This is a genomic window from Lysinibacillus piscis (assembly GCF_026012395.1).
GTDB lineage: Bacteria > Bacillota > Bacilli > Bacillales_A > Planococcaceae > Lysinibacillus > Lysinibacillus piscis.
Map to the genome: position 1 here is coordinate 778,507 of NZ_BRZA01000001.1, position 24,938 is coordinate 803,444.

Annotated in this window: 23 protein-coding genes; 7 read left to right on the forward strand and 16 right to left on the reverse strand. The window is 36.0% G+C overall.

The window, feature by feature from the left end; genetic code table 11:
• Nucleotides 1-206: 206 nt before the first annotated feature.
• The 7 genes from OPF91_RS03950 to ykzS all read right to left on the reverse strand — a co-directional run bounded on the left by OPF91_RS03950 (nt 207) and on the right by ykzS (nt 7,990).
• Nucleotides 207-2,369 carry an RNA degradosome polyphosphate kinase gene (locus OPF91_RS03950; RefSeq protein ID WP_264987384.1) on the reverse strand — a complete coding sequence of 721 codons (2,163 nt, stop codon included), beginning with the start codon at nt 2,367-2,369 and terminating at the stop codon, nt 207-209.
• The gene (locus OPF91_RS03955) at nt 2,347-3,912 is read right to left on the reverse strand and encodes a Ppx/GppA phosphatase family protein (RefSeq protein WP_264987385.1); all 1,566 of its coding nucleotides are present in this window, start codon (nt 3,910-3,912) and stop codon (nt 2,347-2,349) included. Before OPF91_RS03955 ends, OPF91_RS03950 begins: the two co-directional genes overlap by 23 nt.
• Nucleotides 3,913-4,026: 114 nt before the next feature.
• Nucleotides 4,027-4,929, reverse strand: a complete 903-nt coding sequence (locus OPF91_RS03960) for a chemotaxis protein (RefSeq protein WP_309297406.1) — start codon at nt 4,927-4,929, stop codon at nt 4,027-4,029.
• Nucleotides 4,930-4,998: 69 nt separating this feature from the next.
• Nucleotides 4,999-6,339 (reverse strand): MFS transporter, encoded by a 1,341-nt coding sequence (locus tag OPF91_RS03965; protein WP_264987386.1) that lies wholly within the window; start codon nt 6,337-6,339, stop codon nt 4,999-5,001.
• Nucleotides 6,340-6,398: 59 nt separating this feature from the next.
• Complete coding sequence (locus OPF91_RS03970; protein WP_264987387.1) at nt 6,399-7,271, reverse strand: NAD(P)-dependent oxidoreductase; 873 nt, start codon at nt 7,269-7,271, stop codon at nt 6,399-6,401.
• Between the two features lie 262 nt (nt 7,272-7,533).
• Nucleotides 7,534-7,710, reverse strand: a complete 177-nt coding sequence (locus OPF91_RS03975) for an aspartyl-phosphate phosphatase Spo0E family protein (protein ID WP_264987388.1) — start codon at nt 7,708-7,710, stop codon at nt 7,534-7,536.
• Between the two features lie 91 nt (nt 7,711-7,801).
• Nucleotides 7,802-7,990, reverse strand: a complete 189-nt coding sequence (gene ykzS / locus OPF91_RS03980; protein WP_264987389.1) for a protein YkzS — start codon at nt 7,988-7,990, stop codon at nt 7,802-7,804.
• A gap of 121 nt (nt 7,991-8,111) precedes the next feature.
• Between ykzS and OPF91_RS03985 the strand changes: the two genes are divergently transcribed.
• The 3 genes from OPF91_RS03985 (at nt 8,112) to OPF91_RS03995 (ending at nt 9,723) form a co-directional block, all read left to right on the forward strand.
• The gene (locus tag OPF91_RS03985) at nt 8,112-8,294 is read left to right on the forward strand and encodes a YkvS family protein (protein ID WP_264987874.1); all 183 of its coding nucleotides are present in this window, start codon (nt 8,112-8,114) and stop codon (nt 8,292-8,294) included.
• A gap of 79 nt (nt 8,295-8,373) precedes the next feature.
• Nucleotides 8,374-8,991 (forward strand): CPBP family intramembrane glutamic endopeptidase, encoded by a 618-nt coding sequence (locus OPF91_RS03990; protein ID WP_264987390.1) that lies wholly within the window; start codon nt 8,374-8,376, stop codon nt 8,989-8,991.
• A 60-nt stretch (nt 8,992-9,051) separates the two neighbouring features.
• Nucleotides 9,052-9,723 carry a hypothetical protein gene (locus OPF91_RS03995; RefSeq protein ID WP_264987391.1) on the forward strand — a complete coding sequence of 224 codons (672 nt, stop codon included), beginning with the start codon at nt 9,052-9,054 and terminating at the stop codon, nt 9,721-9,723.
• Between the two features lie 88 nt (nt 9,724-9,811).
• Here the strand turns inward: OPF91_RS03995 and OPF91_RS04000 are convergent, their stop codons facing one another.
• The 3 genes from OPF91_RS04000 to OPF91_RS04010 form a co-directional block, all read right to left on the reverse strand.
• Nucleotides 9,812-10,258: a MarR family winged helix-turn-helix transcriptional regulator gene (locus tag OPF91_RS04000; RefSeq protein ID WP_264987392.1), complete on the reverse strand. Its 447-nt coding sequence runs from the start codon at nt 10,256-10,258 to the stop codon at nt 9,812-9,814.
• Between the two features lie 98 nt (nt 10,259-10,356).
• Complete coding sequence (locus OPF91_RS04005; protein ID WP_264987393.1) at nt 10,357-11,046, reverse strand: sensor histidine kinase; 690 nt, start codon at nt 11,044-11,046, stop codon at nt 10,357-10,359.
• A complete protein-coding gene (locus OPF91_RS04010; RefSeq protein ID WP_264987394.1) occupies nt 11,024-11,803 on the reverse strand; it encodes a PAS domain-containing protein in 780 nt (259 codons plus the stop codon). Before OPF91_RS04010 ends, OPF91_RS04005 begins: the two co-directional genes overlap by 23 nt.
• A 213-nt stretch (nt 11,804-12,016) precedes the next feature.
• On the opposite strand from OPF91_RS04010, the gene OPF91_RS04015 reads away from it, so the two are divergent.
• The 4 genes from OPF91_RS04015 to OPF91_RS04030 all read left to right on the forward strand — a co-directional run bounded on the left by OPF91_RS04015 (nt 12,017) and on the right by OPF91_RS04030 (nt 16,473).
• Nucleotides 12,017-13,756, forward strand: a complete 1,740-nt coding sequence (locus OPF91_RS04015) for a B12-binding domain-containing radical SAM protein (RefSeq protein WP_264987395.1) — start codon at nt 12,017-12,019, stop codon at nt 13,754-13,756.
• 173 nt (nt 13,757-13,929) lie between these two features.
• Nucleotides 13,930-14,298 carry a BlaI/MecI/CopY family transcriptional regulator gene (locus OPF91_RS04020; RefSeq protein ID WP_264987396.1) on the forward strand — a complete coding sequence of 123 codons (369 nt, stop codon included), beginning with the start codon at nt 13,930-13,932 and terminating at the stop codon, nt 14,296-14,298.
• A 1-nt stretch (nt 14,299) separates the two neighbouring features.
• Nucleotides 14,300-15,838, forward strand: a complete 1,539-nt coding sequence (locus tag OPF91_RS04025) for a M56 family metallopeptidase (protein WP_264987397.1) — start codon at nt 14,300-14,302, stop codon at nt 15,836-15,838.
• Between the two features lie 137 nt (nt 15,839-15,975).
• Nucleotides 15,976-16,473, forward strand: coding sequence for a hypothetical protein (locus OPF91_RS04030; RefSeq protein WP_264987398.1), 498 nt, complete (start codon nt 15,976-15,978; stop codon nt 16,471-16,473).
• A 74-nt stretch (nt 16,474-16,547) separates the two neighbouring features.
• Here the strand turns inward: OPF91_RS04030 and OPF91_RS04035 are convergent, their stop codons facing one another.
• From OPF91_RS04035 to OPF91_RS04060, 6 genes are all read right to left on the reverse strand, one after another.
• Nucleotides 16,548-17,903: a TrkH family potassium uptake protein gene (locus OPF91_RS04035; RefSeq protein WP_309297407.1), complete on the reverse strand. Its 1,356-nt coding sequence runs from the start codon at nt 17,901-17,903 to the stop codon at nt 16,548-16,550.
• Between the two features lie 88 nt (nt 17,904-17,991).
• Nucleotides 17,992-18,756 carry a TerC family protein gene (locus tag OPF91_RS04040; RefSeq protein WP_264987400.1) on the reverse strand — a complete coding sequence of 255 codons (765 nt, stop codon included), beginning with the start codon at nt 18,754-18,756 and terminating at the stop codon, nt 17,992-17,994.
• 80 nt (nt 18,757-18,836) lie between these two features.
• On the reverse strand, nt 18,837-20,414 hold the full coding sequence (locus OPF91_RS04045) for a peptide chain release factor 3 (protein ID WP_264987401.1): 1,578 nt from the start codon (nt 20,412-20,414) through the stop codon (nt 18,837-18,839).
• 177 nt (nt 20,415-20,591) lie between these two features.
• Entirely contained in the window at nt 20,592-21,350 is a 759-nt protein-coding gene (locus tag OPF91_RS04050; protein WP_264987402.1) for an ABC transporter ATP-binding protein, read from the reverse strand.
• Complete coding sequence (locus tag OPF91_RS04055; protein WP_264987403.1) at nt 21,350-23,692, reverse strand: ABC transporter permease; 2,343 nt, start codon at nt 23,690-23,692, stop codon at nt 21,350-21,352. Before OPF91_RS04055 ends, OPF91_RS04050 begins: the two co-directional genes overlap by 1 nt.
• On the reverse strand, nt 23,689-24,927 hold the full coding sequence (locus OPF91_RS04060) for an MFS transporter (RefSeq protein WP_264987404.1): 1,239 nt from the start codon (nt 24,925-24,927) through the stop codon (nt 23,689-23,691). Before OPF91_RS04060 ends, OPF91_RS04055 begins: the two co-directional genes overlap by 4 nt.
• Nucleotides 24,928-24,938: the final 11 nt, after the last annotated feature.

Below are 24,938 nucleotides of genomic sequence, written 5' to 3' on the forward strand. Positions count from 1 at the left end.
GCAAACGCATAGAGAGGGGAGGAATCGCCTTCTCTCCTTCCAAATTTAAACTTTACTTTATTTTGCGTAGTGTGCGTGAAAAAATCACGCACTGCTCGCCAGCGTCACTATCCCTATGTTACTGTTAAAAGGCTTGTGCTGTCTTAGCAAAAACATTAGCTAAGTGATAGGGATTAATTCTATATTTCACTAAATAACGTGCCATTTTATTCTTCGTCCAATGCTGTCTTTCTAGCTTCCTGTAGGAAAATCTCTTGACTATTCAGTGGCGCTTCACTACGGTCAAACTCTTTATAATGATATTTACCGTTCAAATCTTGAATACGTCCTTTTGCTGTATCCATTAATTGCGTATTCATGATGTTAATAATACGCTCTTTTGCATCATTTGCATATATAGGGAATAAAATTTCTACACGTTTAATCATATTACGTGTCATCATATCTGCTGAAGATAGATAAATTTTATTTTCACCATTATGATGGAACCAATAGACACGTGAATGCTCAAGGAAGCGACCAACAATACTTGTCACCGTAATATTCTCGCTAATTCCTTGAATTCCTGGTCGAATACAGCAAATACCACGGATAATAAGGTCAACTTTTACACCTGCGATAGATGCCTCATATAATTTCATCATCAAATCTTTATCTGTTAGAGAGTTCATTTTAGCACGAATAAAGCCATTGCCATGCTTTTTATGACAAGCAATTTCCTCGTCGATTAATTCAATAAATTCATCACGAATATCAAATGGTGCTACAACTAAATGATTAAATGTTGGCTTTTCTGTATAACCACTTAAAAAGTTAAAGAAGTTCGTGGCATCAATACCAAATTCCTTATCAGACGTGATAATCCCCATATCCGTGTAAATTTTCGCCGTTGCATCATTATAATTTCCTGTGCCAAGATGCACAAAGCGTTCAATTGCTCCGTTTTTACGACTCACCACTAATGTTATTTTGGAATGTGTTTTTAAGCTGTTCATTCCATAAATAACAAGACAGCCTGCTTGCTCTAGTTGCTTCGCCCAATGCACATTGTTTTCCTCATCAAAGCGTGCTTTTAACTCAACAAGTACTGTCACCTGTTTACCATTTTCCGCCGCTAACTTTAATGCTTGGATAATTGGTGAGTTACCACTTACACGATATAAAGTTTGCTTAATCGCTAACACATCTGGATTGACTGCCGCTTCTGCGACAAAATCAACAATCGGTGCAAAGGATTCATATGGATGATGGAAGAAAATATCTTGCTGTAATGCTTTTTCAAAAAGACTTTCATCTGATTGTAAATCCAATGGTGGTTGTGGGATAAAGCTTTCATACTCTAAATGCTCTAGTCCAACACCAATTTTTTTCACAAATGAAAACATAAACGTTAAATCCAGTGGTCCATCAATATGGAAAACATCGGATTCTTCAATTTCAAATTCATCCAATAAATATTTTAAAACGTCTTCGTTCATTTCACCTTCACGAACTTCTAAACGGCTACCTACGCCCCATTTACGTTTCTTCAGTTCTTTTTCGATTTCAACAAGTAAATCCCTTGCGCCTTCTTCATGAATCGTTAAATCAGCGTTACGTGTTAAACGGAAAGCTTGAGCTGATTTTACACTATAACCGTAAAATAACTTCTCAATATGCGCAACAATCACATCTTCTAGTAGGACAATCTTTTTTTCCCCATCTGTGGAAGGTACTTTAATATAGCGATCTAATACAGATGGTACTTGGACAATCGCTACTTTGTCTCGCCCTTCTAAGTCTGTCCCATCTTGCTCTAATAATACAAGTAAATTTAATGTTTTTCCAAGTAATATAGGGAATGGACGATACGCATCTACTGCTACTGGCGTTAAGACAGGGAAAATAGTCTCTGTGAATAATTCATTGATAAAGTTTTTTTGTTCACCGTTTAGGTCTTTTATATCGGCAATATGTACATGATGTTGAGGCAATAAATCATAAACTAAATGTTTGTAAATTTCTGTTTGACGACGTACTAATGCTTGTGTACGCTCAGCAATTTTAGCTAATTGCTCTTTCGGTGTTAAGCCCGACTTATTTTCAGGCTTATGAAAACCCGCACGCACCTGATCCTGCAAGCCCGCTACACGTACCATGAAAAATTCATCTAAGTTAGAGCTAAAGATGGCTAAAAATTTAAGACGCTCTAGCAGCGGATTATTTGTATCTTCCGCTTCTTCTAGCACTCGTTCATTGAAAGCTAACCAGCTTAACTCACGGTTATTATAATATTGTGGCTTAGCAATTTCCTCTAATAATTGCTTGTAATCATCGTCTTGAGACACTTGTTCCTCTGTTACTTCATTATTCGTCATTTCTGTTGTCATCTGTATTCAACCCTTCTTCAATAAAGTTTATTTGGATAGGAAGCTTTAATACACGCTCTAAATGTTTTTTATGACGATTCACCTGATATTTTTCTGCCACTGCATTGCGTTTCGTTGTGATATCGACCTGTACATACCCCTCTGCACTATGTAACTCAATATGCTGTACAATATTTCGTTTGGAGACGTTTAATGCATAAATGAATTTTAATAATGCGCCAAAATCACGAATTTTCCGTAGCTCATCACGACTAATCCATTCAATAAATGGTGCTGCAAAGCGTTGGAAATAATCTTTATTTTTATAAGATGCTAACAGTGCTAATTTCACACGCTCTACATGGTTCAAGCCATCAATCGATTGATTAGCAATTAAATAAAACGTATGTTGACTAGAAGAGCCTAATTCAATATATTCGCCTATATTAAATACCTTTGCTCCTCTTTTTAATAATTCCAAATCAGCCAAATTATATGGTAAATAACCAAAGTGACAGCATTGCTGATAGAGCTGCTCTACTAAGCCTAATAAATAATCTACCTCTTTTTCTGTACGTCCATACTGCCGTGCTAATTTTCGAGCCGTTCCTTCAAAAACATCATAACGATCAAATGCATTTTCATCTGTTTGTAAAATACGTTGGATAATCAGCCCTTCACGCAAGCCGTTTTTCGTCAATTGGAATGTCGGGCTCTCTACAACCTCCATTAAGACACGAAACACTTCTAATGCGGGAACAATTATGTCTGCACGATCCACTGAAAGACCATCTAGCAATTTTAAATCATTGAAATTTAAATTCCCTAAAAATCCACTTAGCTCATCAAGACTAGCTTTCTCCATCTCATAGCCATGTACACTCGCTATCGGATATGCTCGTTGTTGCTGATGAATTTGTGCAATATTACGAGCACTTCCTCCGATTGCAATCACAGGTAAGCCTGTATTTTGAATCCATGGCAGCGACTGAAATTGCTCTCTAACAAAAGCAACTAACTCTTGCTTCTCATCGTTATTAATTGTATCGCCTTTCACAAAGCGCTGTTTTAAAGACACCGTACCGAATGGAAAACTATGTGATTTTTGAAGTTTTTTATTTTTAAATAAAGTAATTTCCGTACTACCACCACCAATGTCAATGGTCACAGCCGATTTTGTACCTAATGAATGCACCACTGCTATAAAACCGTAGTATGCCTCTTCTTCTTCTGATAAAAGCTCAATTTGTATGCCTGTGCGCTCTTTCATTTGTGTAATAATTTGCTCTCGATTAGAAGCCTGACGAATGGCAGCCGTTGCCGCAGCCTTTACATCAAATACTTCAAAATCATCCAGCATCGCTTTAAAGGTTTGCAATGTCTCCGTCAATACTTGTATACCTTCCTCAGACATCTCACCAGAAGGCAATAAATACGTGCGCAAACGTGCGACCGTTTTAATATTCCCTAGCTCACGAAGTCCCTCTTCCTGATCGTACTGATATAATACTAATCGAATTGTATTTGACCCTATATCGATAATCGCTGTTTTTAATTTTTCCAATAAGCTCACGTCCTTATCCATGTTGAGATAAATAGAAAAGCCAGATACCTAGTACAAGGGTATCTAGCTTTACTGATTTATTAATGATACCCATTATTAATATGTGCAGTATCTTTATAAAATCAATTGATCGACGCGCAAAATAAGTTCTGCAATTTCTGGTTTACTAATTTGGTCTTCCGCACCAACTTGGTCACCTTTATGGCGAAGATCATCTGTAATTAAACTTGAGAAAATGATAACAGGTAATTTTTTCAACTCAGGATGTTCTTTAATTTTACGTGTCAGATGATGTCCATCCATTTGTGGCATTTCGATATCTGTTACCACCAGTTGCACATGCTCTGCTATGTCACTACCATTTTTAGCAATCGATTCTAAATATTCGTAAGCATCTCGTCCATTTTCAAAAAATTCAACATTGTCATAGCCTGCTTCGTTCATTGTATCGAATAATAGCTTGCGTAATAACGGTGAATCCTCTGCAATCAAAATACGTTTCTCAGAACGCTCACGTTTACCTAATTTTTTAACAGACTCTACACTAATACCTGATTCAGGGTTAATATCAACCATAATTCTTTCAAAGTCTAGTAATAAAATCATTTGCTCATTTTGCTTAATTACGCCAATAACCTGCGATGTACCACCTTGATACATATCAGAAGGCTTCTCAATTTGATTCCAAGATATACGATGGATTTGTGTCACATTATCCACATGGAATACAACACGCTGCTTATTAAATTCAGCAACGATATATTTTTGTTGTGGATTGCGTTCCATTCCTTGAATACCTAGTACCTTTAACATATCAACAACAGGTAAAACCTCACCACGTAATTGAATAATTCCTTCCACATGAGGATGTGCGTGAGGAATAAATGTTACTGGAATTGGCTGAATAATTTCTTTGACTTTAATTACGTTTATACCAAACTTATTATGACCTACTTCAAATTCAACGATTTCTAGCTCATTTGTACCACTTTCTAATAATATCCCTTTATGTTCCACAGCAATCCCAACCCTTTCTCTTTCGGTATCTACTTATATAGCAATTGTATCATAGCTATTATATTTCTCCTACTTGCTATTTTTATCCTTTACGGTTAAATGGACAAATAAGCCGATAACAGTCAGTACAATTAATGTAGACAAAGCGACCCTACTAGCTAATGTGCCGTAATCCTTTAGCCATAGTGTCACTGTTCCGTAAATAGCTGGTCCTACAATGGAGGATACTTTACCTGAAAAGGCAAATAACCCAAAAAATTGGCCACGTTTTGCAGTTGGTGATAATTCCATAATATAGGTTCTCGATGTCACCCACATAGAGCCCAATGATACACCGAATAAACTACCAGCAATCCAAAACATCCACTGCTGTGTGGCTAGTGCTGCCAATGTTAAAGCAACAATCATTAATAATGCTACCCATGTTATAGCCCGCTTTGCACCAATGGATTTTGTAATATAGCCAAAGGCAAGGGAGCCAATAATGGTTGAAATCGTCGATACTAAGTACAAGATGATAAATTGGCCTGATGAAAAGCCAACAATAGCCGTCGCATAGACAGCCATCATTGCAATGGTTGTGGAGATGGCATCATTAATGAAAAAATATGCAATCATAAAGGTGAAAATGGCTTTATGTTGCCGCATATCTTTAAAAGTTTGAAAAATCTCCTTATAGCCATCTATAAATTTTACTGTTTTACGCTGTGCTTTCGGCAATGGCACATCTTTATTAATGAAAAATAAAGGCAATGAAAATAGTAAATATAAAATAGCGGTTGGAATAAAGGCTCGATGAAATCCACTATCTCCTACATAAATATAAACAAGTAGTCCAAAAATCGTTCCTAAATAACCAACTGCTACACCGTAACCAGAAATAAGTGGCATTTCCTCTTTTGTCCCTAAATCACCCATCATTGCATCATAAAAAATAAGGCTAGAGTTGAAGAAAAACTTTGCAATGACAAAGCTAGCAACGACTAAAAATAAATTGAACGGTACACCTGAAGAATGAATAGGTGTCTGCCAATTTGCAAAAATCCCCATCATAAAGGTGAATAAAATTGAAATGGATGCAAACCAGACAATATATTTCTTTTTATAACCTGTACTATCTGTCCATACGCCAAACAGTGGAGAAAAGATTACTAAAAAGAAACTCGCTATTGCATTGGCATAAGAGATAAATGTACTGGCAACTTGCTGCATGGTTTCATTTTTTCCTAATACTTCATCCATATAAAACGGGAAGAACACCGTATTAATATTAGAGGAGAATATTGTATTGGCAAAATCATAAAATGCCCATGATAAAATTGGTAGGGATAAATATAATGCTAACTGACTGCGATGCTGTACTTGTCCAGTATGATTTTGCAACTGGCTCACCTCCACTCTCCTAATCATAGTGAAAAAAATTTTTTTCGCATTAAAAATAGCGTTTCTTTAAATAAACTTAATATTATTTACAAAACATCATAGACTTTCATTAATGCCTGTGTCCCATTTTCACCGTAGCCAGCCTCAACTAGTTTTTCATACATGTCATACGCTAGTGCTAGGCCTGGTAATGTAATGCCCATTTTTTGCGATTCATCTAAAGCAATTTTCATATCTTTTACGAAATGCTTGATATAAAAACCTGGTGCATAATCCCCTTTCATCATGCGAGGTGCTAAATTACTGAGCGACCACGACCCTGCCGCACCTGCTGAAATGGATTGTAAAACCGTCGACAGTTCTAATCCAGCCTTTAATCCATAGGCTAATGCCTCACATACGCCAATCATCCCTGAGGCAATCGCAATTTGATTGCACATTTTCGTATGTTGACCTGCTCCCGCCTCACCTTGATACACAATATTGCCGCCAAAATGCTGCATTAGTGGTAGTACTTTTTCAAATGTTTCCTGTTTACCACCAACCATAATGGATAATGTTCCATTTTGTGCACCAATGTCCCCACCCGAAACAGGTGCATCTAACGCCTCAATCCCCAAGCTATCAGCATAATCAAAAATTCGTTTTGCTAAAGTTGGCTCAGAGGTTGTCATATCGATGACAATACGTCCCCTTGTTGTCTCCTGTAACAAACCATGTTCCCCAAAATAAATCGCTTCTACATCTGCTGGATAACCGACCATTGTGAGCGCAATCTGTGCATCCTTAAATGCTTCTGCTGGCGAATCTGCCCACTTTGCTCCCATTGCTAAAAGTGATGTTGCCTTTTCTTTCGTGCGTGTATACACAGTTACCTCATTTCCATTTTGTAATAAATGTTTGACAATGCTTGCCCCCATCACGCCTGTACCAATAAATGCAATTCGTTCTTTTTCCATATGTAATTGCCCCTTTTCATCATATATTTTCAGTGTAGTAGAACAAATGCAATAATTCAAACTCTTCTTGTAGTTATATTACCTACCTATTACAGCGCACTATTTTTAGGCTTACCACTGCTTTTAAATCAAAAAAAGAGCAAGTGAGAAAGTTCTCACTGCTCTAATGAGGAATGCGAATGTTATACAGCTTTTAAAAAGCCTGCTAAAGATTTTGATACAGTCTGTACAATAATGGTTAACTAAAATCAGTCTATACTCGTTACTCACTCTCATGTTTCTCTTCTTCAAGTGCCATCTGCCTATAATACGTATTCATTAGTTGATCTAGTCGGCGACTCAGTTGAATGGTCTTCACATTTTGCAACCCGTTTTCCACACCAGAACGAATCATCATTTCACGTGTTTTCTCCATTTGCTTCAAAAGTAGTTTACCCATTCACACACCCCTCACATTCAAATAGTCGTACCATTATTATACAATTATATTTCATTTCTTACAGCATTAACTTACGACAATATTCGACAAATTAACTTCTTGGTATGTCTTGGTATGTGTAAATAATATAGCCACCTTGCTTGGCCTCTCCTCTAAAATGTTTAAACAGTGGATGTTTAACAAGTATTTCTCTAAATTCATAAAATTGTTCTTTTGTTATTTCAATTTGCTGTAGTTCTCCTTTTTCTAATTGCAGGAGCATTTCTTCGTATTTTTCCATGTTATCGATTCCTTTTTATTCATTTTTACTCAATTTATGATAATTGATACAAAAAAACTTTACGTTTTACAATTTTTAATACAGGCTATATAATATTAAGCAATGGAGGTGCGGATTGTCTGTGAAAATAGCTGAAGTTGGTAATATTATCGAATTAAAAAACGGTTTTCAAGGTATCGTCGAAAAGGTAAATGAAAATTCAGTAATTGTCAATCTAACATATATGAAAGACTTCGACTCTCTTGGAATTGAAGAAAGAACAGTGGTCAACCATAAACGCTACAAAATTTTAAACGAAGCTTAATAGTCTGAATAGCCCTAATTATCTTTATAGATGATATAGGGCTTTTTTTTTGATAAAATTAAAATATGGAGGTCGGATAATGCTTACAAATTCTAAACATACAATAACACTACTCCTTTCTTTATTATTTGTTTATGGTATGCTTGCTTTCACCTTTGCTAACCCACCAGTATTTTGGTATTTATATGCGTTCACATTGTTAGTATGTATTGCCGTAGCAATTTTAGCAGGGAATATTGAAGATCAGCTACCGACATGGCAATTTTTACTTTTCGGTATAGGATACGGTACAATTATTTATGGTATTGTACGGTTTGGCTATTGGCTCACACCTTATATTAACAATTCATTTGTTCAATCTGTTCACAATTTCTTAGTAAAATATGGACCCCAAAATATTTGGCATTATATTTTACTTGTTTTTATTATCGCTATTGGCGAAGAATTATTTTGGCGTGGCTATATTCAGCAACAGTTAAAACGCTTCATGCGTCCTGCTTTTGCTGTGATTACAACAGCTATTCTATGTGCACTCTCTATTGCGCTTAGCGGCTTTTTGTTAGGTGTGATAGCAGCCTTTATAGCAAGCATCGTCTGGGGCTTTTTATACGAATGGCGCAAAAGTATGCCACTCATTATTGTAGCTCATGTAGTGTTCATATTACTATTATTTTTAGTATTACCTTTAACATCATAACATTAACATTTGGCAACCGTTTCTTATGCTAGACGTTTAATGTATAAAGGAGGGCTTTTCATGCAAAAGAAATTATTATCATTACTTGTATTACTGTTAACAACGGTATTAGTAGTCGGCTGTAACACCACTGAAAAAACAGAGAACTCTGGCTCAGAGAAAAATGATCCTGCCAATACACAAATTGAGCAAGAGCCAACTAAAGAGACTACCGATGAAAATGAAGCGTCTACTGATGAAAGCACAAAAGAAGAACCTGCTACTGAATCACAGCAAGAAGTAACCTATGTACAAAAAGGTGTGGATAAAACGGAAGAAACAACATTAGTTGGTAGTGAGGCACAGAACTTTCAGCTTCAACAACTACCTGCATTCACATTGACACAAGAAGAGCCTGGTAAAGATCTGTTAGTGTCTAAAGAAAATGATGAGGTCTTTATGCGTATTGAAACATTTGATGCTTCCCAAACAAACTTTGATACGATTAAAACATCCATGCAAGATTATATGAATGCCGTTGGTAGCACAATTGATCTACCTGCCGAAGAACTATCGATGTTCAAAGATGTGAAAAATATCGTAGGCACTGTTGTTGATTTTGACACTGAAAAAGTAGTAAGTGTTGTATTTGAAAAAGATCAATTAATTACAAAATTAACTATTCATGATAACAGTGAATTAGACTTAACAAATGCGATGTTAACGATGGCAACAACGATTTCAAAAAAATAATAAACGCTTCAAACAACGCATTTTTCTGTGCGTAAGCGTAGTACAACAAAAGGCTGTTGGGAAAGTAAATTACTTTCTCAACAGCCTTTTAATAAGACAAATCTTTAATAGATAGACCTAGTTTTTTTAAGAGCGCAATCGCCTCATCTTTTTCTTCACTCGTTAAAGCACTCATTAATTCATGTAAATGCTGCTCATGCTTCGGGAATAGCTCATCCATAAACGTAGAGCCTGCCTCTGTAATTTCAGCATATGTCACACGACGGTCTGATGGACAAGACACACGTGATAAATAACCTCTTTTTTCAAGTTTATCAATGACATACGTGATAGAGCCACTTGCTAATAATATTTTATTGCCAATTTGCTGTAGTGGTTGTCGCCCTTTATGATAAAGCAACTCCAATACAGCAAATTCTGTAGGGTTTAACCCATTATTTTGAAAAAATTGATGTGTTACTTCATTAATGGCTTTATGTGCACGCGACAATACAATGTATAGTTTTAATGATTGTTTGATATCCTCTGATTTCATGCTTCTTTTCCTCTCAATTCGCTCATCTATAAATGCCATTATAGCGATTTTAGAAAAGAATTGTCAAAAGTCGCAACATATTTCTTCATTTTTTCTTGTTATGTTAATAAATAAGCAGACTCATCCATAGAAATATCAATTTTATTAAACGTACAGCTTGGGAAATACAATTGGAATGCTGTTCCCTTCTGTAGCTCACTATCCACACTAATAAAACCTTCATGGTCCTCGATTACTTTCTTCACAAAGGCTAGTCCCAATCCAGTACCTGTCGATTTTGTTGTATAGAATGGCTGGAATAGATTTTGCAGTGTTTGGCTATCCATACCCATTCCTTCATCTTTGATTACTACTGTTACCATGGAACAATCTATCTTTTTCAATTCAACTGTAATGGTTCCACCAGTGTGCATTGACTCCATGGCATTTTTGATTAAATTAATAAATACTTGCTTCAGACGCCCACTATTGCCACCAATATATATGGGACTAGTTGCGGAATATTGAATCATAATATTTTTCATAATCGCATCTGGTAGCATAAATTCAATTACTTGCTTCATCAAGTAATCAAGCTCCACCAATTCAACTTTCATATTAGCTGGCTTAGATAATACTAGCAACTCTGATAAAATTTGATCCATGCGCTGTAGCTCAGTATCAATCACAGATAAATACATGAGTGACTCATTATCCGCATTCAGCTTAAGCAACTCTGTAAAACCTTTTAAAGATGTAATCGGATTTCTTATTTCATGTGCAATACTAGGCTGCCATTTGTCCAACAACATTTAAGGCTTGTTGATGCTCTATCTCATGCTCTAATTCCTTTTTCTCTGTTTCATCTTGAATGACTGTGACAATAATATTATTATATTCATCAAAAATGCTCGAAATTTGGTAGTAACAAATTTGGCGATTGGCTGTTTCATCTACAACATGAATGCTCGCATGCTTCTCACCCATCAGCTTTGCAAGATATTCTGTAATTTGCTCCTTTTGAAGCGAAAAAGTATCGAATATATGCTGATGGGCTTTATTAAGTAGCTGTGATTTTTGAATTTTCAAATACATTTCAGCCTGATCGTTTAACATGCAAATAATACCGCTTGCATCACTAATAATAACGGCATATGGCAAATGATTATACGCATTAAATGTTGGTGCCGTTCTCTGTCTTTTATAGCCATATTGCTCATGTACAATACCGTAATGTAATTTTGAAATTTGTGCCACAATTCTTCCTGTACGTGCTTCATATACACAGTGAAAAGATAGCATAACATATTCATTATCATCCGTTATAATATTAAAATTTTCCGTTAATTCTATGTCATTTGATAAACGATTAACGAATTTCTCCCACTTTAAAGTGGATGGCTCGTCCATTATTAAACGATCCATGTAGGCAAAATTGGCATTAATAAGCTCAATTGCAGCCTCATTAGCAATTAAAATTTTTCCTAGTTTATTCAGTATAAGCGTTGGTGACGAAGTACTTTTCTCAAGATTTTCAAAACATTGATTAATATCATTTTGCTTCAACTTTCTCACCGAACCTTTCAAAGGAGTAAAAACTTTCATTTTTAAATCTTTATTATACTCTATGATAATTTTATTTTATTATTACAAAATTTAGTAAATTCAAGTATTTAAAATTATTTCATGAACTATTGACAAAATAAATAGGTAAAAAGGATTATATTGTATGATAGCTACTTGACTGCTACAATAATATGTTGAAAGGAAGATTATTGTATGAATATTATTTTAACGACTTTAAATGCGAAATACATTCACACGAATTTAGCATTACGTTATTTAAAAGGTGCTGCATTACCTGAATTTAATCCAATTATTGCAGAATATACGATTAAAGACCCTGCATTTAACATTGTAGCAGATTTGTTTCAAAAAAATCCAGATATTGTTGGATTCAGTTGTTATATTTGGAATATCGAAGAAACTCTTCATGTTGTCAAAATGTTAAAAACGGTTTGCCCACATGTCAAAATCATATTGGGTGGTCCAGAAGTATCTTACGATGTACATCATTGGCTACGTCGTATGGAGGAAGTTGATTTTATTGTTATGGGTGAAGGCGAAACATCCTTCAAGCAATTGCTACGTCATTTAGCTGGTGAAATTGCATTAGAAGATGTACCTGGCATCTGTTATTTAGAAGACAATAAAGTGAAAATTCATATGCAACCTCCTAAAATTGATTTACGAGAATTGCCTAGCCCATTTCGCTTTGAAGAGGATTTACCACATTTGGGTAAACGAATTCAATATATCGAAACAAGCCGTGGCTGTCCCTTTAGCTGTCAATTTTGCTTATCTTCTATCGAGGTAGGTGTACGCTATTTCCATCGTGAAAAAATAAAAGAAGATATCCGTTTTTTAATGGACCATGGCGCTCGTACTATCAAATTTGTTGACCGTACCTTCAATATTAGCCGCAGCTATGCTATGGAAATGTTCCAATTTTTAATTGACGAGCATCAACCTAATGTCGTGTTTCAATTTGAAATTACAGCAGATATTATGCGCCCCGAAGTCATTCAATTTTTAAATGACAATGCACCAAAAGGGTTATTCCGCTTTGAAATCGGTGTACAGTCTACGAATGACTTAACCAATACACTCGTTAAACGTCGCCAAAATTTCGACAAGCTCAAACGTACAGTGACAATGGTCAAGGATGGTGGAAAAATCGACCAGCATTTAGACTTAATCGCTGGTTTACCTGAAGAAGATTACCAAAGCTTCCGTCAAACATTTAACGATGTTTTCGCCATGCGCCCTGAAGAATTACAGCTTGGCTTCTTAAAATTACTGCGAGGCACAGGACTGCGTTTAGAGGCTGAGAAATTTGGTTACACCTATGTCGATATAGCACCTTATGAAATTTTCTCAAATAATATGTTAACTTTTGACGAAATTGTGCGTATCAAGCATGCAGAGGATGTTTTAGAGAAATATTGGAATGCCCATCGCATGGATTATACGATTGAATATTTAGTGACAGAAGTATTTGAAACACCTTTTGATTTTTTCCAAAATTTCGGAACGTATTGGGAAACAAAAGGTTGGTCACGTATTGGTCATCAGCTTGAGGATTTATTCCGTCGATTATTAGATTTCTTAGAAACAGTAGAAGGTGCTAATTTAGCGATTATTCAAAGTTTAATGCAGCTTGATTATTTGGCAGCCCAACAATTCCAACCCCGTAAATTATGGTGGGAAGAACGTCCAACACTGGAACAACAAAAGACAATCTACAATGCTTTACGTGAAAATCCGACAATTGCTGGACAAGAATTTGCCGATTTCAACTTATCAGAAAAAGAGCTATTTAAGCATACACTCGTTGTGCCACACCATTTTGACTATACTAATTTTACAAAAGGTCGAATTGTGCCAAATGCAGGCTATCTACTCGCCTATTTCCGTCAAGGTCAACAGCCATATTTCGCCACATTACAAATGAATTAATTGACTAAATTCCTGTGAACAATCGTCACAGGGATTTTTTATCTTATCGGTGGTACATGTTATGGATATTGAAAATTCTTATTCCATTTCTTCCAAATATTATATTGACATTCATTTAAGACGTTTGTATTATATAATTAATACAAACGTCTTAAATAGGAGTGGATGCTATTATGAAAAGATTACCTGAAACAGAATTTAAAATTATGAAAATTGTTTGGGAAAGCTCACCTCCCATCACAACAAGCTTCATAATGGAAAAGGTCGGCAATGAGAGTGGATGGAAGATTCAAACCGTTGTATCCCTTATGAACAGGTTAATAGAACGCGGATTTCTTCGTAGTGAGAAAAGAGGAAAAGAGCGATTGTATTATCCATTAGTAGAAGAAAATGAATACTTACAATTTGAAACAACTCATTTTATGAAACTCTACCATAAAAACTCTTTTATGAATTTAGTAGGCACGCTTTATAAGGCCGATACCATTTCTGATGAAGATTTAAATTCTTTGCTTAAATGGGTAGAAGAAAAGGAGGATTAGTATGCAAAGTATCATGGTTGGTTTGTTATTTAGAACTGTAGTAATGACTGTTATTGGATTACTTTTTATGAGTATCACACCTATCCTTTTAAAAAGATATCGTGCTAAATGGCTCTATTATGGTTGGCTTAGCATTCTCTTAGGATTTATTTTTCCCTTTACATTCAATAGTACAACTAAGTTTGTCCAACTAACAGAACTAGAACCAGTACCATCTAAATCAGTCCTTGTACCAGCTACCAGTAGTAAAATAACGCTTATATCTTCCTCTGTAGAAACAGTGGCAACACTTTCTATATGGCAACTAGGAGCAATACTATGGATTATAGGAATCATTGTATTTGTGGTCATTCATCTTATACGACATTATCGTTTTCTAAGAACGGTTAACCGATGGGGACAAACCTTAACTGCATCTAGCACCCTTCATTTGCTTGAACAAGTGAAAAAGGAGCTGCATATTAACAAAGAGATTACCTTAAAAGAATCTCATTGTATCCATTCACCTATGTTAGTCGGATTTTTCAAACATACGATTTGGCTGCCTAGTAATGACTATCAAGAAGCCGAGTTACACATGATCATCAAACATGAGTTAGTCCATTTGAAACGACAAGATTTATGGTATAAAGCCTTTGTATTATTCGTTCGTAGTATTCACTGGTTTAATCCACTGTTTTACCTATTTGCTAGAGAATTGGACAACCTTTGTGAACTTTCCTGTGATGCGGCGGCGACAAAAAATGCAACGATTGAATCAAAAAAAACGTACAGTCAAACGATACTGCGTACTGAACAGCTAAAAAGAGCGACTAGTGTCTTTTCTACAAATTTTATAGGTAGCACACAAGGTTTAAAAAAGAGAATAGTTTCCATTATGGATACGAGCAAAAAAAAATCAGGTATTATGATACTGGTACTACTGATGCTCTTTACAACAAGTGGCATAATGGCTAGTTCCGTTTTCGCTATCTCCAGTAAACCTCTAAATTATTTAGACGACACATTTATGAAAGACTCTATTTTAAAAGGAGCATCTAGAGGTAACTTTGCAACAGATAAATTCATTATTTATCCAAAGAATATGGTGGATAGAAAAGCTGTACCACATGAGCCTACTATCAACAAAAAGCTCTACCATGATGTGACACCAGGTGCAGTTGCGACTGAAGCAAGATACCACTATCCAATCGAAATTATACATGAGCAATATGAGGAAAAATATACAACAGTCATCAATATTGAATATGATTATGAACTACTTGCACCAATCGAATATGATGAACTCAATGCACTTATTGAAGCCTATTTGTTACCTTTTAACGAGTTGAAATCTATACCATTTAAAGATTTCACCAAACCAAACTACTTGGAAAGTAAATTAAAAGCTTATGTACGGGATATTGATAAAAAGAATACAGATGAACGAGTAGAATTTACATTTCGTTTTACTGGCTGGGTAACCAACAATAATCATCTACCCTTTCCAAGCTTGAACCCTATAGGTACTACACCGCGTTATATGAAATCTACACCATAGTAATTCCAATGCAGTTTTCTCTCTTATACTAATAAATCACTTATACTATCGCATACAGCAAGATTTACTTTAAGGATGTGATGGCTACTTCAAAATCGAAGTAATTATTGAAAAAATGAAAAGAGAGGAATTTAACAATGAAAAAATGGATACTAAGTATATTGACAATGATTTTATGTATGGTAACACCAGTTGCTGCTTTTGCACAAAATACAGAAACTGAAGAATTCTCAGAAGAAGGTTTCCACCTCACACTTGATGCTACAGACACTTCCGAGCAAGTTTACGAAATCAACGGGATTGAATTTAGAGTTCTTCCAACATTAACTCAAGCACAAATACCTGCATCTAAGACTGTTATAATGACTGACCTTTATAATAACGCTAACCTTGGTACAATGTTCATAACTGCAACATGTATATCTGATGGCAAAATAGTAGGTGCTACAAGTTATTCATCTAAGATAATTAATAAACCCACTTCTTCGGATTTGAAAGTAACAGGAACTACTGTTACTAATAATAACACTGTTATGTTAAGGGTTAACTCTAGTGTATCGTATACTAGTTCAACAGGAACAGCAAGCGGAGGCACCATCACTATGTATGTGTATGCTAACGGCGTTTATAACTAATCGAATACAAAATGCTGAAGCGTTAGTAAATCAACGTTTCAGCATTTTTCATTTTCAATAATTCTCAAAATAATCTATCCGATAATAACACGTTCTTTTGGATAATGATAATTTGGTTTTTTGCCTCTTCCACCGCCACCAAGCGTATAAAGGAATGAGATGAGCCCTACACGTCCAACAAACATGAGCAAAATAATAATCAATTTGCCAACAACAGACAAATCAGATGTAATCCCTAAAGACATTCCACACGTTCCGAACGCCGATGTAATCTCAAAAATAATTTGAATTAATGTGGCATGTGACTCGGTAACAAGTAGAATCATCGTTGCTGTTAATACCATAAAGAAGGCAAGGAAAATAACGACAAACGAACGGAATACATCAATTAAATGAATTTCCCGCCCAAATATTTGAATATCCTCTTTCCCTCTTGCAAAAGTAATTAAAAATAAAATGGCAATGGCAAATGTCGTTGTTCGAATTCCCCCACCTACTGAACTTGGAGAAGAACCAATGAACATTAAAAAACTCATAAAAACATCAGTTGCTTCACTAAATGTTGTAACATCGTATGTTGTTAACCCTGCGGATCTTGTCGAAACAGAGTGAAACATAGCAGAAAATAGCGCTTCATGCCATGACATTTCTTTAAAAGAGTGAAAAGATTCCAATACTAAAATGACGATGGCTCCGACGACAAATAATAATGCATACGTTACCGTTGTAATTTTAGTAAATAAACTGAAGCGAAAATTTGTACGGCGGTGTAATAAAAAGCTTTTCACTTCGATTAATACTGGGAAACCAATTGCTCCTAATACAATAAGAACCATTGTAATAAACTGCACAAAATAATCATTATGGAATGGCAATAAGCTCATTCCTGTAATATCAAAACCACCATTTGTTGTAGCAGAAATAGAGGCAAACACACCATGAAATAAGGCCTCTTTCCATGTATCAAAATAGTTCAAAAAGTGGATAGTGAGAATGAGCGCGCCTATGACTTCAATCCCGATTAAAATTTTTAATATTTCACGTATTAAGTACACAACACCTGATAAATTATATTGATTATGATCAATCATAATCAATTGACGTTCACGCATACCAATTTTTTTCCCTACAAGCAACCAAACAAACGTACCAAGTGACATAATACCAATTGCTCCAAGTTGTAAAATAATTAACAGCATGACCATACCCAATGTTGTATAACTCTCTGCAATATTGATAGTCGTCAAACCTGTTACACTTACAGCACTAACCGCTGTAAATAAACTATCCAATAATGAAACCTCTATTCCTGGTCTATGTACCCAAGGAAGTCTTAGTAATAGGAAGGAAATAGCAATGGCTATAAAATAATAGGAAACCAGCACTTGAAAGGGTGTAACAAGTCTGCTCGTTGTTTTTTTCCAAGGCACTTTTATCATTCCTCCCTTTCATGATTAATTACTTTGATTCAATTAGTATAAGAAAATCCAGCAAGAAAAGAAAGTAGAATCAAAAATTCTATTCTTTCTTATTATTCGCGCGAACTCCAAATAAATAGCCGAGGAAGGCTATCGCTAGTAAGACAATCCAAAATGTTAATTCCCATGCTGTGGAATGCGGAAATTCTGTTGGTAAAATCCCTACTTTTTCATGTGATAAAGTTAATACAACTAATTTCACACCAACCCAACCGACAATTAAAAATGCAGCTGTTTCTAATGACGGATATTTATTTAAAATCTTCACAAACCATTGTGCTGCAAAACGCATCATAATGACTCCGATAAAGCCCCCAACTAACATGACGGTAAATTGTCCACCATTAATACCACCAATTTGAAAATCGCCTAGCTTTGGTAATGTTACGGCAATTGCAACGGCAGCTAGCATGGAATCAATGGCAAATGCAATGTCTGCCACTTCGACTTTTAACACCGTCATCCAAAAACCAGAACCTTTTTTAGCCGTTTTCTCTGTAGTTTGTTCTTCCTCATCGTCTTTATGACGCAAATCATAAATATTTTTAGCTGACATAAATAATAAATAAGCTGCCCCTACCGCTTGAATTTGCCAATAGTTCACTAATATCGTAATAACGAATAAGGCTGAAAAGCGGAATATCAGTGCGCCGAATAAACCATAAAATAATGCTTTTTTCTGTAGCTTCTCTGGTAAATGTTTCACCATAACCGCCATAACGACTGCATTATCTGCTGCTAACAAACCTTCTAAGACGACGAGTACAATTAATACCCAACCATATTGCAATAAAATGGCTTCCATTCATACTACCTCTCTTCTATATTGAGCCTATTTGATGATAAAAAACACGAACTGCCAATAAAGGCAACCCGTGTTTCTTGTTATAAAAGGCTATATAATTTAATATGCTCATTTTTATCTGCAAACCAGCGCATCGCAAATTCATTTTCAAATAAGAACACTAAATTATCAAAGCGATCTTTCACAAGCATTGAACGGCTAGAAGACATGGATTCCTTCACATCTTCTTCATTTTCAATCCAACGTGCAATTTTAGAACCGATTGGCTCCATCCTTACTTCCACATTGTACTCGTTTTTCATTCGATGCTCAAATACTTCAAATTGTAATTGTCCCACTGCACCAAGAATAACTTCTTCTGTATGCAATGTTTTATAATACTGAATCGCGCCTTCTTGCACTAATTGTAAAATCCCTTTATGGAACTGCTTCGATTTCATAACATTTTTCGCTGTCACACGTACAAATAACTCAGGAGTAAACTGTGGTAATTTTTCAAATTGTAATGTTTTTTTACCACCAACTACTGTATCCCCAATTTGATATGTTCCTGTGTCGTATAAACCGATAATATCGCCTGCCACCGCTTCATCCACGGTTTCACGGTCATCTGCAAGAAATTGTGTAGATTGTGTCACTTTAAAGGATTTACCTGTACGAGATAATGTCATATTCATCCCACGCTCAAATTTCCCTGATACAATACGCACAAAGGCAATACGGTCACGATGAGCAGGGTTCATATTTGCTTGAATTTTGAAAATAAAGCCTGAAAATTCATCATGTTCCACTGGATCAATAATTTGATCATCCTCTGTTAAACGAGGTTGTGGCGTTGGTGCAAATTTTAAATACGTTTCAAGGAATGTTTGTACCCCAAAGTTTGTTAAGGCCGAACCAAAGAATACAGGCGTTAATTCACCACGGCGAATTTTTTCCTCAGAGTATTCATTCCCTGCTTCCTCTAACAGCATAATATCATCCATTGCCTGTGAGTAATAGGATGTTACCTTCATCGGATGCTCTACTGCTAGTTCACCATTATCATCAATTGGTAAGAATCGTTCGCCTTCTTCTGTACGGAATTGTTCGATTCGTTTATTGTAACGATCGTAAATACCTAAAAATTCTTTCCCCATACCGATTGGCCAATTCATTGGGTACGCATGGATGCCAAGCACTTCCTCAAGCTCTTCAATCAGCTCAAGTGGCTCCTTCCCTTGACGGTCCAACTTATTAATAAATGTGAAAATAGGAATACCACGCATTTTACAAACTTTGAAAAGCTTCAATGTTTGTGCCTCAATCCCCTTTGCAGCATCGACAACCATCACCGCACTATCCACAGCCATTAATGTACGATACGTATCTTCCGAAAAGTCTTGGTGTCCAGGTGTATCCAAAATATTGACACGTGAGCCATTATAATCGAATTGCATCACGGAAGAAGTAACCGAAATACCACGCTGTTTCTCGATTTCCATCCAGTCAGATGTTGCAAATTTTCCTGTTTTTTTCCCTTTTACCGTCCCAGCATCGCGAATTGCGCCACCAAATAGTAAAAGTTTCTCTGTAATCGTCGTTTTCCCTGCATCAGGGTGACTAATAATCGCAAATGTACGACGCGATAATATTTCATTTTCTAAATTAGCATTCATGTTGTTACGCTCCTTTTTTCATACTCTCTAATCATAAAAGAAGTTCCACCATTCGTACAACCTTTTTAATAAAAGAAATTGAATAGAAAATAACCCTACTACTAATAAAGGTCTATCTCTGAATAAATAAAAAGACAAAAATGGCATAATTCACATTTTTGTCTTTACCTATCTATGTTAAAATCCAAGCTGCGACAGCCAACCGACAAGTCTTTCTTCCCTTGCTTTTAACTGCTCCTTCTTATACGTCCCTAAAGTGTGCTCCGCTACAATTTGCCCATCCACCATAAAAAGTACCCGCTCTGTTTTAGCAGCTACTTTTATATCATGGGTAACAAGCATAATCGTCGTACCCGATTGATGGATGTCTGCTAAAATATCCATCACCTCTATGGCTGCATTTGTATTCAGTGCACCTGTAGGTTCGTCAGCAAAAAGCATACGGGGATTATTCATCAATGCTCTACAAATGGCTGCCCTTTGTAGCTGACCACCCGATACTTGTGTAATCATGTGATTAGCTAGTTCCTCTATCCCCATCCCCTTCATTAACTCCAGTGCTCTTCGATTAACTGTCTGTCTATTTTCTATTTTGGCTAAATAGGCTGCTAAAATAATATTATCGAAAATCGTTAAGTTTTTTAACAAATGACTTTGCTGAAAAATAAAGCCCATTGTTTGTAACCGTAATGCTGCTAACTGCTCCTCTGTTAAAGCCGTTAACTCTTTATCTTGAAACAGTACACGGCCAGAGGTTATTTGATCCATCCCACTAACGGCATAAAGCAATGTAGATTTTCCAGAGCCAGATGGTCCCATAATGGCGATAAACTCGCCCTCTTTAATGGCTAGCTCGATATTTTTCAACACATGTTGCTGTGTTTCCCCCATTTTATACACTTTATTGACATGCTGTGCACTCACAATTGTTGTCATCATTCTCCCCCTAACTTCATCAACATTTTTTGTTGCTTAAGTCCTTTACTACTTAACCATACAGCTATTAGCACAATGCTTAGTAATAACAATGGACAAATCAAGTAAGACATATATGGATGGGTTAGTAACGCTATATTAGGTGCGCCCATAATAGCACCTAATTGACGAAGCAGCACTTGCCCTATTGTTTGAGCAAGTATCATCCCACTAACAATGGCTAATAGCACAACACAGACAATACGAATTGTATATTGTAGGCGTAGTATCTGCACAGTAAATCCTAGACTGCGCATAATAGCAATTTGTGTAGCCTCTTTAGCTAACAGCATTTTCATAAACATCATGGTCATTAAGCTGGCGATAGCAAGTGCGAGCACTATTGCAAATTTAGTCACGAGCTGTAACTGTGCAATGGTTGTACCAAAGGTTTGAGCAAGATAATGTGCTACATCAGTCACTTTCGCTGGATAGAATGCATCCCTATATGCCTCTAATTTATCATCAAGTATGATACTCTGTTTCATATCCACATTCACCGTGTACCAAAGAATATTAGTTGGTGGAACATCAAGATAAGCCTTTGCTGTTTTACCACCATTTGTCATATCTTGATAAATGCCCGAAATAGTCAATCGATGCTTTTGGTGATTAATCAAAAGTACTATATCATCACCAATATCTTTTTCTAATTCCTTTGCCTTTAAAACCGACAGCGCTATATCTCCTAATTGCTTGGGCGCTTTTCCTTTCAAATAGCTGAGTGGAAAAATTGAAAAGTCACCCGTCTCTACATGAATGCTGTCATATTTACCATCCTGAAGCTCAACCTTATAGCCACTTGTTATAAAGGATGCATATTTGACAATATCAGGATCAGTCCTTAACGTTTCTTGCATGTGCAGAAAGCGCTGTTCAATATCCACTGTTTGCTGTAAATCAATACGAATTTGACTATGCCCTGCTCCCATATAAGTAATAAAGCTTGGTGATTGTATCGTATACAGGAAATTGACTGGTACAATCATCATAAATAAACACATCATATAAACAATCCCGATAACACTATACATATTCAATCTTGCCCAAATATCCTTTATCCCCAAAAACACATGTATATTTACTTTTTTACTACGATGCAGCAATAGTCCCTTTTTGCTTGAAGATTTTTCTGTTAAATGGCCTGTACGCAAAGCCTCTACAGTAGAAATATGCTGATATTTTCGTAAAATAAGCTGACAATAACCAATAATCAACAAGGCAATAACAAATACGCCAGCACATGGGATGATATAGTGCCATACAGACTGTTTCCCCACCCCCATATATAGTGCTATATTTTTGGTCAATAATGGACTGATGAATAAAGCCAAAACATACCCAGCTGTACTCGCTGTAAATGCAAGGGCTATATATTTGGTTAAATAAAGCTTTTGAATCTGTTTACGAGGAATACCTATTGCCTTCATTACAGCTATTTCTCGTGCATCTTCCTCTAATGCTGCCATCATTATAAAGCGTATACATAGCAAGGCAATAAATATCAATAAAGCGCTGATTAACATAATAACAAAAGCTATCAGCCCTTCTGTAGCCGCATTTAACACCTTATATAGCGTATAAGTAATCGTTGGACCCTGCTGTGGTAAATCCATAGATTGATACATTTGTTCAAACTCATGTAGTTGCGCTGTATCCTTCAATAAAAATTCCAACAAATATTCACTTTGCCCCATATGAGCTTTAATCATTTGCCAGTCCATGTCATTGACTACAAAACGCTTTGAGCTAACGAGAGAAGGGTTCATTTGTGCATCACGTATAAAGGTTGAGATGGTAAACGCCATTTCAAACTCATCAGTTGCCAGCCAAATTTGATCGCCAATATGCAAATCATATTTCTTCATATAATAAAGTGGTACACCAATTTCTCCCGAAGCCATTTCTACCTTTTCATTGTGCAAATTTAATAAGAAATCGAAAGACTGATTTTGTTTAACAAAACTCACGTCCATCACACTATTGTGGTCAATTTGTTGCCGATTTTTCAAAAATAAAGTTGTTTGATCAATGTTAAGCATCTCCACCGTTTGTTGTGCCTGAATAAGTGGCTGCTTTTTCGTAAAATCGTCAAGTCGTTGCTGATCAATAGAACCTGCATGCATCTGGACAAAATGTGGTACTTTCGCTTGCTGAAACAAACGGTCTACAGATGCCCATACATCCACCACCATGCTCATGGCACTAGCCATTAATAATGAGGACAATGTTATAAATGTCAATAAAGTAAAGGTAATGGTCTTATTGCGAAGAACATCTCTTTTCAACATATGCCCAATCATTTTACAAGCCCTCCCTCTGCATATCTCCATATTTTCTTCATGGCAATGGCAAGTAGAACAAGCAACAGACCAATGATTAAAATAGGAATAGATACTGTATCATTAAATTTTGCAAATAATAGACCATATAAAATCTGCCCTATTGGTGCTACACATTGTGAAACCATCATAATAATTGCCATCACTTTTCCTAGATATATATTCGGTGTCTCTTTTTGCACAAGTGTCATGACATAGATAGAAAGGATCGTCAAAATAATGGCAATACATAAGGCACTTACCACTAATAGAACATAGGAGGAATAAAAGCCGCTCTCTAGCATCAATGGCTGTAACGATAGCCCCATTGGAATCGTACATATAGCTGCTACTAGTAGCCAATAATATAATTTATGAATAGCAAGTTTTTTCGCAAAGATGCCCATTGATAAAGCACCTAAAATAGTAGCAAAATCAATCAGCCCCATCCCAACGCCATACAATGTTTCACTGCTTTGCATCGTCATGCGTAGAACAATCGGTATACCTACAATAAATAATGGTGTTAAAAATAAATTCAATAATGCGGCAAACACCATACATTGTAAAATAAAAGATTGCTTTACCACATAGTGAAAGCCTTCCTTCATATCATTAATAAGTGTTGGTAGCATATGCCTGCTCTGTTGACGCTGTACAAATGGTATATACAGAAATAGCTCCAGTACAGCTGACAGTAAAAAGAAAATCCCACTTACTAATACAAGTATTTTCAAGCCAAGTATCCCATATACTATCCCTCCTAATATTGGAGCTGCTGTATTGGATAATGCTTGGATGCCATTGACAATACCATTTGCCTGCTCCAGTTTCTTTTCTTCTACAAGTAATGGAATACTAGCTAATACAGTCGGCGCATACAACGTGCTTAAAATAGCAAGCAAGATCATCACAATAGTAATTAAAAAAATTGAGCTATGATTTATTAGCAATGCCGTATAAAAAGTAAAAACGACGATACTGCTCAGAAAATCAAACACAACCATTAAATTGCGCCGATTAAAACGATCTGCTAATGCTCCACCAAATGGCGCAAGCAAAACAGGCACACTTGATATAGCGAGTAGCAATGCAAACAGATCTGCCCGTCCTGTCTCATCTAATACATACAGTGATAAGGCAAAGCGTAGAAGAGCTGCTCCTAAAACAGAAATAATTTGACCAATCACCATAATAACAAAGTTTTTATTCGCCAATTTTCTACACC